This window comes from Kitasatospora sp. NPDC002543, from assembly GCF_053594915.1.
In genome coordinates this window covers 1-6948 of record NZ_JBSFWR010000014.1, presented here as the reverse complement: position 1 = coordinate 6948, position 6948 = coordinate 1, and the positions used below count along the sequence as shown (strand labels likewise).

General features: G+C 71.7%; 7 protein-coding genes. 2 read left to right on the top strand and 5 right to left on the bottom strand.

The features are described 5' to 3' along the window. Positions 1-20: 20 nt before the first annotated feature. The 5 genes from ACWD4P_RS08935 to ACWD4P_RS08915 all read right to left on the bottom strand — a co-directional run bounded on the left by ACWD4P_RS08935 (position 21) and on the right by ACWD4P_RS08915 (position 5063). Positions 21-272, bottom strand: a complete 252-nt coding sequence (locus ACWD4P_RS08935; RefSeq protein WP_359826194.1) for an acyl carrier protein — start codon at positions 270-272, stop codon at positions 21-23. Between the two features lie 3 nt (positions 273-275). Beyond that, positions 276-1112, bottom strand: coding sequence for an ACP S-malonyltransferase (locus tag ACWD4P_RS08930; protein WP_359826201.1), 837 nt, complete (start codon positions 1110-1112; stop codon positions 276-278). Between the two features lie 71 nt (positions 1113-1183). Then, positions 1184-2098, bottom strand: coding sequence for a LysR family transcriptional regulator (locus ACWD4P_RS08925; protein ID WP_359826192.1), 915 nt, complete (start codon positions 2096-2098; stop codon positions 1184-1186). A gap of 578 nt (positions 2099-2676) precedes the next feature. Then, a complete protein-coding gene (locus tag ACWD4P_RS08920) occupies positions 2677-4203 on the bottom strand; it encodes an MFS transporter (RefSeq protein WP_359826189.1) in 1527 nt (508 codons plus the stop codon). Positions 4204-4385: 182 nt separating this feature from the next. After that, positions 4386-5063 (bottom strand): TetR/AcrR family transcriptional regulator, encoded by a 678-nt coding sequence (locus ACWD4P_RS08915; RefSeq protein WP_449779101.1) that lies wholly within the window; start codon positions 5061-5063, stop codon positions 4386-4388. Between the two features lie 219 nt (positions 5064-5282). Here ACWD4P_RS08915 and ACWD4P_RS08910 point away from each other — a divergent pair, with 219 nt between their 5' ends. Beyond that, a complete protein-coding gene (locus ACWD4P_RS08910; protein ID WP_449779100.1) occupies positions 5283-5864 on the top strand; it encodes a Uma2 family endonuclease in 582 nt (193 codons plus the stop codon). A 122-nt stretch (positions 5865-5986) separates the two neighbouring features. Beyond that, entirely contained in the window at positions 5987-6775 is a 789-nt protein-coding gene (locus ACWD4P_RS08905) for a VOC family protein (protein ID WP_449779099.1), read from the top strand. The last annotated feature ends 173 nt before the right edge of the window (positions 6776-6948 follow it).

Sequence of the window (6948 nt, the reverse complement as noted above, 5' to 3'; positions counted from 1 at the left end):
CAGTCCCCTCGGCTCTCGGCTCAGTTCTCGGCGAGCTTCTTCTGGATGAACGCGTCGATCGCGTTGAGCGAGACGAGGACGTCCATGAGGATCTCGTCGCTGTCGAGGACCACGGAGAACTCGGATTCCAGGAATTTCATCATCCGGACGTAGCCGAAGGAGTCGATCACGCCGGCCTTGAACAGGTCGGTGTCCGGGGTGATCTCGTCGTCGAATTCGAAGAGGAAGCGTTCTTCCAGGTACGTCCGGATCGTGCCGGTCGTCGTTTCCATCGTTCAGGCTCCAGACGTGATTTTGTCGACCATGCGGGTGAGGGCGGTGCCCCCGATCTCGGTGAACTCGACGGCGGCGTCGGCTTCGAGGAGACTTCGTACGCAGTCGGTCCAGCGCACCGGGGCGACGAGCTGTTCGGCCAGCAGCCGGGCGGTGTCCTCCGGGCGGTGCGGCCGGGCGGTGACGTTGGAGACCACGGGCGTCACGGGCGCGGCGAAGGTGAATCCGGTGAGGAACTCCGCGAACCGCACCCGGGCCGGCTCCATGTAGCGGGAGTGGAAGGGCGCGCTCACCTTCAGCCGCGCCACCCGGATCCCCTGCTTCTCCAGGCAGTCGACCGCGGCGGCCAGCACCGGGGGAGTGGCCGCGATGACGAGTTGTGACGGGGTGTTCAGGCCGGCGATGTCGACGCCGTCGACGCCGTGGTCGGAGAGGATCCCCAGCAGGCGCTCCTCGGGGGTGTCCAGGACGGCGGCCATGCCGCCGTCGGAGGCCGCGGCCATCAGCGCGCCGCGCTCGGCGACCAGCCGGAGCCCGGTCTCGAAGTCGAAGACCCCGGCGGCCAGCAGGGCGTTGTACTCGCCGAGGCTGTGCCCGAGGTACACGTCCGCCGGGCGGTCCTCCCGGTGGACGTGTTCGAAGGCGTGCAGGGCGTTGACGACGAAGATCGCCGGCTGGGTGTACTCGGTGCGGGAGAGCAGACGGTCGGGGTCCCGGGTGCACAGGGCGGCCAGGTCGTATCCCAGCAGGTCGGAGGCGTACCCGACCAGTCCCGGATAGCGTTCGAGGACCTCGGCCCCCATTCCCTTGTGCTGGCTTCCCTGACCGGCGAAGAGCATGGCGAACACGGCATTCCTCCGGCGTGTGTCGCGTGGATGAGGGGGTGGGGCGGAAGGGGTGTGCCGCGGCGTCACAGACAGCTGGCCGGGACCACCGTCCTGAGCACGTTCAGGACCGCCCGGCCGCGCCGGTCGAGGGTGAGGCCGGGCGCGGCGGCCACGCCGAGCGACGCGGTCGGCGCGTCCTCGGCGAGTTCCACCGGGCGGATCCGGCCGCCGTCCGGCGCCGTGGCCCGGTGGGCGCGCTGGTGGACCAGGGCGAAGCCGCACCCGGCGGCCACCAGGCCGCGGACGGTCTCCGGTCCGGCCGCGGTGATCACCGGCGGCAGCGGAACACCGGCGTCGGCGAAGAACTTCTCGAAGTGGAGCAGCAGCGGAGGGTCGTCGAGGGCGACGAACGGCCGCTCCGCGAGCTCGGCCAGGCGGACGGGGCCGCCGCGGCCGCAGGGGTCGTCGTCCGCGAGCAGTGCCCGCATGGGCAGCTCGGCCAGCGGGACGAAGCGGGCGTCACCGCTCAGGAAGTCGTAGGTGACGGCCAGTTCGCACTGCCCCTCCCGGAGCAGTGCCAGCAGCCGGTCGGCCGGCTCCTCGCGGGTGGCCAGCCGCAGGCCGGCGTGCCGTTCCGCGGCGATCCGGTGGGTCCGGGGGAGCAGCAGCGGTGCGACCGGGGCGAGGAACCCGAGTCCGAGCCGGCCCTCGACGCGGCCGGCCAGCGCGTCCCCCTGTTCCTGGAGGCTCCTGGCCTGGCCCAGCAGCGCGCGGGCGCCGAGCAGCAGGTGCCGTCCGTTGGGGGTGAGGGTGACACCGCGGGCGTGGTGGCGGAGCAGGAGTTGCACGCCGAGTTGGCGTTCCAGCCGCATGATGGCCGAGGAGACGGTCGATTGCGAGGCTCTGAGCTTCTCGGCCGCTTCCGAGATGTTGCCGAGTTCGGCCGATTCCACGAAGTAGCGCAGCTGCGTGAGGCTGAAGTCCAGGCGGTCGGTCATTCTTCACGTCCGGAGAAGTCTTCTGGGGTGATCGGATCGTGGGGTGCGGTTCGTGCGTGGCTCCGGTCGTGTCAGGCCGGGTGTGCGTCGTGCCGGGAGCGTCTCGGCGCGCGGGGCGCGCTTTCGGCGCCGGGACGGCGGAACTCCGGTCGGCGGGACCGGTCGTGCGGGAGCGATGGCGACATGGCGGAACCCTTCGCTGGTTCGGGAGCGAGGAGGCGGCTGTCGAGCGGCGCGGGAAAAAATTCGTGTCGTGAGCATGTCAGACACGTAAAAAGCGCAGTCCCGAGGGGTTTCGGGTCGAGCGCGGGGAAGGGTGCACACGGAACGAAGTGCTTCGCTCACCTTAGGCGACAGGCCGACCGCCGAACAAGGTCGCCTTGGGGCCGGGATGTGAGGAACTCGCGAGTGCGTCCGGTGGCACGGGTTCCGGTCGTGGTGCGGCCCCGGCCCGGCACTCCGGGGCTCCTCCGGTGCCGCCTCCGCCCCCGGTCCGCCCCGCGGAAACGGCGAACGGCCCGCCCGGTGTCGGAAGGACACCGGGCGGGCCGCGTACGCACCCGAGCAACCCCTGCGCGTCAGTGCACCAGCACCGGCACGTCGTTCTCCTTCGCCGCGCCCGTGCCCGAGCCCGCCGCGGCGTCCGGCCGGCCGGCGTTGACGAAGGTGAAGGCGACCGCGCCGGCCGCCACCAGGATCCCGAAGGACACCCAGATCGCGGTCGAGAAGCCGTGCACCATGCCCTGGAACTGCAGCGCCTTGGCGGCCTCCGGCGAGGCGACCGCGGCGGTGGCGTGCGAGGCCAGCCAGCCCGTGGTCGCGCTGGCCGCGATGGTGTTCAGCAGCGCGGTGCCGATGGCGCCGCCGACCTGCTGCGAGGTGTTGACCATCGCCGAGGCGACGCCCGCGTCGCGCGGCTGGACGCCGTGCGTGGCGAGGCTCATGGCCGGCATGAACGCGGTGCCCATGCCGAGGCCCATCAGGACCAGGCCCGGCAGGATCAGCGCCGGGTAGGAGGTGTCCAGGCTGATGTGGGTCAGCAGGAACATGCCGATCGAGGCCACCAGGAATCCGGGCGCCATCAGGTAGCGGGCCGGGACCTTGGTCATCAGCCGGGCGCCGATCTGGGTCGAGCCGGTGATCATGCCGGCCACCATCGGCAGGAAGGCCACGCCGGTCAGCACCGGGCTGTAGCCGAGCACGATCTGCAGGTAGTAGGTCAGGAAGAGGAACAGACCGAACATGCCGATCACGGCCATGCCCAGCGACAGGTACACCCCGCCGCGGTTGCGGTCGAGCACCACGCGCAGCGGCAGCAGCGGGGCCTTGACCCGGCGCTCCACCAGCACGAAGGCGGTCAGCAGCACGGCGGCCGCGACGAACAGCCCGATGGTGCTGCCGGAGGACCAGCCGTCGGACTCGGCACGGGTGAAGCCGTAGACCAGCGCGACCAGGCCGGTGGTCACCAGCAGCACGCCGGGCACGTCCAGCTTGTTGCGGTTGCGGCCCTCGGCGGGCTCGCGGATCACCAGCACGGCGCCCACGGCGGCCACGATGGCGAACGGGATGTTGACGAAGAAGGTCCAGCGCCAGTTCATGTACTCGGTGAGCAGGCCGCCGAGGATCAGGCCGATGGCGCCGCCGCCACCGGCGATCGCCCCGTAGATGCCGAAGGCCTTGGCGCGCTCCCTGGCCTCGGTGAAGGTCACCGCGAGCAGCGAGAGCGCGGCGGGCGCGAGCAGTGCGCCGAACACGCCCTGGAGCGCGCGGGCGCCGAGCAGCATCGCGGTGTTGGCCGCGGCGCCGCCGAGCGCGGAGGCGAGGGCGAAGCCGGTCAGGCCGACGATGAAGGTCCGCTTGCGGCCCCAGAGGTCCGCGATCCGGCCGCCGAACAGCAGCAGGCCGCCGAAGGCCAGCGCGTAGGCGGTGATCACCCACTGGCGGTTGCCGTCGGAGATGCCCAGGTCACGCTGCGCGGACGGCAGGGCGATGTTCACGATGGTCGCGTCGAGGACGACCATCAGCTGGGCGAGGCCGATGAATATCAGCGCCTTCCAGCGCCGGGGATCGGGCAGCGTCGCCGGTCGGGCGTCGGTTTGAGGCATGGGGGTACTCACTTCACGGTGCGTGTGGTGTGCGTGAACGGTTGGCGTGAACGGTCAAGTTCCGTACGGGAACGGCATGTTGCCGTACGGCGAACGTTCAGCGGTGGTGTGCGGGAGAGGTCGGTGGAACGGCGTGCCGGAGCGCGACGGGGCGCGGCCGGCCGGTCGGTACTGGTGGTCGGTCAGTTCTGGGGCTGGAAGTCCTCGAAGGTCGCGGCCCGGCCGGGCAGGGCCGATCGGGCCGGCGCGTGAAGGCCGTCCAGGAAGATCTGCAGGTGCCGGTGGACGAACTCGTCGTGCAGCCGGCAGGCGGTGTTCGGCAGCGGGCGGGTCAGCTGGCTCATCGCGATGAACAGGTCACCGTTCTCGACGTCCGTCCGCAGCTCGCCCGCTGCCCGGGCGCGCTCCATCAGGCCGCCGACGGCGGCCTGCAGGCGCTCCCGGATCTCGGTCAACTCCGGGTCGTACGGGTCGACGTGGTTGCTGAACAGGGTGCAGAGCCCGCCGACCTTCTCCCCGACGGACGCGTGCACGAACCGCTGGAGAGCGTTGAACGGGCCGTCGCCGTCAGGAGCGTCCGCCTCCGCCGTCGCCGTCTCGGCGAGGGCGAGGACGCGGTTCTTGACGAGCACCGCCACCTCGTGGATCAGTGCCACCCGGTCCGGGAAGTTCCGGTACAGCGTGGCGTTGCCGACCCCCGCCCGCTTCGCGATCTCGTCCAGCGGCGCGTCCGCACCGTGCTCGACGAACGCGTCCCGGGCCGCCAGCACGATCCGCTCCCGGTTCCGGCTCGCGTCCGCACGCAACTTCGGCGTACGCGCGCTCCCCGCGGGGCGGACCGACTCGGCGGTGGTGGTCACGACGACTGCTCCTCATCAGGATACCGGGGAAATTCTCCCCGCTTCTTCCAACGTACTCGCAAACGGGGAATCCGTCCCCGGAATTTCCCCCGCCACTGTGACCTGCGTCACCTGTGGGTGGTCGGGCCCTGCTCGGCTATGGTCGGGACCGGACGGCCCGTAACCGCTCGCCGGGGAAATCGTTCACCCGGAGGGTGTCCAGGCGGAGGAGGAAGGCCCGTGACCGCGATCTCCGAGCGCCCGCAGATGCTGCCCGAGCAGTTCGAGGAGTTCGCCCGTCATCTGGGCCGGACCGTCGAAGGCATCCGGCTGGAGTTCATCAACGGGAAGTTGGGGATCAAGCCTGTGCCGGACGGTGATCACGGCCGTATCGTCCAGTGGCTCCTGCGGATCTGCATCCAGGCCAGGCCGGATCTCTACCTGCACGATCAAGGCCTGAGGCTCGCGGGCTACCGAGACGGCCGTGCCCGCCCTGACGGCACCCTCGCGGATGCCGACGCCTTCGTCGGGTACGGGGACTGGGCTCCGACCAGCGGGGTCCTGATGGTCGCAGAGGTCACTTCCTACGAGTCCGACACCGACCGTCGTGACCGTGTGGAGAAGCCCCGCGCCTACGCCGAGGCGGGGATTGCGATCTACCTCCTGATCGACCGGGACTCCGCCGAGGTCATCGTCCACAGTCAGCCCGACGGAGTCCGTTACGAATCCGTTCGGATCCTCCCCTTCGGGAAGACCGTCCGCCTGCCCGAGCCCGTGGGCATCGTCCTGGAGACGGAGCCCCTGAAGAACTGGGTGCGCTGATCCCGGGCATGGCTTCCCCGGGGAGGTACGGGTCTCCGCCTAGGCTGTGGGCGTCCCGGGCGGCCGGTGGGCCGTCGGAGTCGGGAGGGGCCCGGCGGCCGGGCGGGTGGAGGAGGTTCGCGATGGGCAGCGGTGAGACGGTCGCCAGGGTGCGCTGTGTGGCGGCCGTACCGTGCTGGGTGAGCCTGATGGCCCGGAGTCCGGAGGACGCCGAGGAGTTCTACGGGCCGCTGCTCGGCTGGGAGTTCGAACCCGGACCGGACCGCTTCGGCCCGTACGCGCACGCGGTGGCCGGGGGAGAGGCGGTGGCCGGGCTGGGCGTCGCCGGGGTCGGCGCGATCCCGCTCGCCTGGACCGCCTACTTCGGGACGGAGAGCGCCGATGCCGCCGCCGACGCGGTGCGTGAGCGCGGCGCGACCCTGGCGGTCGGCCCGCTGGCCTTCGACGCCGGCCGGGTGGCCTTCGCGGCGGACCCGGCGGGCGCGGCGTTCGGCATCTGGGAGGGTCCGCCGGGCCGGGCCCGGAAGCTGGACGTGCCCGGGGCGCCGGTCTGGATCGAGCTGCGCACGCCGGACCCGTTCGCGGCGGCGCTGTTCTACGGCGAGGTGTTCCGCTGGGACGGCCGCGATCCGGAGCGCTTCGACGTCCGCTGGGAGCACGACCGGGTGGTGCTGCGCGCCGAGGGCCACAGCGTCGCCGCGCTGGCCAGGGAGCAGGCCGCCGGTCCGGCCGGGACGCCGCCGCACTGGGAGGTGTCCTTCTCCGTGCCCGACACCGACCGGGCGGTGGCCCGGGCCGTGGAGCTGGGCGGCGGGGTGCTCGGGCCGGCCTTCGACTCCCCGTACGGGCGGGTGGCCCGGCTGCGGGACCGCGAGGGCGCCCGGTTCGCGGTGATCAGCCCCAAGGGCTGACCGGGGCGGCGGCCCCAAGGCCCGGCCCGGCGCGGAGGGATCGGCCCCGGCGTCCCGGCGTCCCGGCGTCCCGGCGCCTCAGGGGGTCCTACGTTGTTGGTGGGTTGGACGGGCCGTCGTAAGGTCCAGAGGCCCAGAGACTCCGGGTATGGCTTTCAGGGGGTTGCCCTCGA

What these genes read in the sequence shown, in the direction of transcription:
- ACWD4P_RS08935 (WP_359826194.1), bottom strand. Translation starts at nt 272, where the DNA reads ATGGAAACGACGACCGGCACGATCCGGACGTACCTGGAAGAACGCTTC.
- ACWD4P_RS08930 (WP_359826201.1), bottom strand. Translation starts at nt 1,112, where the DNA reads ATGCTCTTCGCCGGTCAGGGAAGCCAGCACAAGGGAATGGGGGCCGAG.
- ACWD4P_RS08925 (WP_359826192.1), bottom strand. Translation starts at nt 2,098, where the DNA reads ATGACCGACCGCCTGGACTTCAGCCTCACGCAGCTGCGCTACTTCGTG.
- ACWD4P_RS08920 (WP_359826189.1), bottom strand. Translation starts at nt 4,203, where the DNA reads ATGCCTCAAACCGACGCCCGACCGGCGACGCTGCCCGATCCCCGGCGC.
- ACWD4P_RS08905 (WP_449779099.1), top strand. Translation starts at nt 5,987, where the DNA reads ATGGGCAGCGGTGAGACGGTCGCCAGGGTGCGCTGTGTGGCGGCCGTA.